This is a genomic window from Soonwooa purpurea (assembly GCF_053891095.1).
This window is the reverse complement of record NZ_JBSSMA010000050.1, coordinates 1-1984: the sequence shown is the minus strand read 5'-3', so window position 1 is coordinate 1984 and position 1984 is coordinate 1. Positions and strand designations below refer to the sequence as shown.

Sequence of the window (1984 nt, the reverse complement as noted above, 5' to 3'; positions counted from 1 at the left end):
GGGGCATGCATTCTACATAAAATGCCAGATGGGTCCACTAAACCGATCGCCCATGCGTCGAGAACCTTACTGCCAGCCGAGAAGAATTATTCCCAAATAGAGAAGGAAGCACTGGGGATCATATTCGGGGTTACAAAATTCCACCGTTTTTTACACGGTCGAAAATTCAAATTACAAACTGATCACAAGCCGCTTATATCCATTTTTGGTTCAAAAAAAGGGATACCAACGTACTCAGCCAACAGACTGCAAAGATGGGGGACTATCCTGCTAAACTACGATTTTAGTATGGAATTTCTTACATCTGCGAAGTTAGGTCACGCTGACGGATTGTCGCGATTAATCCCGAAATCAAGGGAACCGCTGGAGGACACAGTAATAGCGTCACTACAAAGTGAAAAGGACTATACACAAATACTGTGCAATACGATCAAGGAATTACCAGTGACTTTGAAAGATATAATAAGGGAGGCTGAAGAAGATAGTTTCATCAAAGAAACGAAACAAAAAATTCAATCAGATGAATCGGCGGCGGAAGTTTATTCTATGTGCAATGAGGTACTGTTGTACCGAGAAAGGGTGGTAATCCCAGCCACGCTGAGAAAAAAAATTCTAAAGGATTTTCATACGGGGCACCCTGGGGCTACTAGAATGAAGAGCCTCATGAGGTCCTACGTTTACTGGAAGAGCATGGACACTGATATAGAAAGCATGGTAAAGTCGTGTAAGGGATGCGCATTGGCTGCAAAAGCGCCCCCAATACAATTTAGCCCGTGGCCTAAAGCTGACCATCCATGGTCAAGGATACACGTGGACTTCGCAGGTCCATTGGAGGGAAACTATTACTTAATAGTGGTAGATAGTTTTTCAAAATGGCCTGAGGTATTTCGATGTAAAAATCCAACGACGGATTTTACAATCAGTGCTCTTCACGAATTGTATGCTAGGTTTGGTGTGGTCGACTGTTTAGTGTCGGACAATGGCACGCAATTCACGTCAGCAGATTTTAAAAGTTTCTGCGAGGATTTCCAGGTCAACCACATAACAACGCCAACCTATCATCCCCGATCGAACGGTCAGGCAGAGAGGTTCGTGGACACGTTAAAAAGAGCCCTGAAGAAAGCTAAAGGAACGCCCTCAGGAAAGGCGTTACAACAGTTTTTACAGGTGTACCGAATTACGCCAAATGAAAGCGCTCCATCGAAGATGTCGCCGGCAGAGTTAATGTTTGCGAGGAAAATTAGGCCGGTCTTCGAGAAACTTTTGCCGAAGCAGGTAAAACCGCCGAATACTGCAGTTCCTAAAAAGAGGTACTTACCTGGGGAAAAGGTATTTTTCCAGGTACATAAAAATAATACTACGATGTGGGAACTAGGAAAGGTCAAGCAGAGGATCGGGCGGATGGTTTACATAATCGAAGGTCCGAAATTTACTCACAAGAAGCATTTGAACCAAATTCGGAAACGTATCACAGATGACGACAGACAACCTCCTGTTGAACAAGAAGAAGTAATGGACCATATATATGACACGTTCGACCTGGTAACACCACAAGCAGCCGGACAACGCCGGTCCTCCAGAAAAAGAAAAATGATCGATCCCATAGAGATCAATCCCAGAAAAAAGAGCTATACGATCATTCCAGGGGAATGAAAAGCTCGGGAGGGGGGTGTTGTGGGGTACAAATCACCCCGTTCGTTATTGTTGTGGGGTACAAATCACCCCTGTTCGAGAACTAATGGAATCAACCAGGTATAATAAATACCACTGGTTGCAGAGACTCGAGGGAGACCTTCATACCATGTTTTACCGCATGTTATGAACCCGTTCATCTCCTACCACATTAGTGGCGTTCTGTATTACTTTAATATAAATACATTGTTATATTTTAACCCTGTCACTCTTTGTGGTTGATTTCTTTGTGACCCCTAGCACGGGTCTACAACACTGGCGGCGAGGAAATTAGTAAAGAACAAACGTGAGG

General features: G+C 44.0%; 1 protein-coding gene. It reads left to right on the top strand.

All coding sequences use genetic code 11. The features are described from left to right. On the top strand, positions 1-1653 hold a 1653-nt coding region (locus ACVFVN_RS14640; RefSeq protein WP_456235855.1), incomplete at its 5' end, for an RNase H-like domain-containing protein. Positions 1654-1984: the final 331 nt, after the last annotated feature.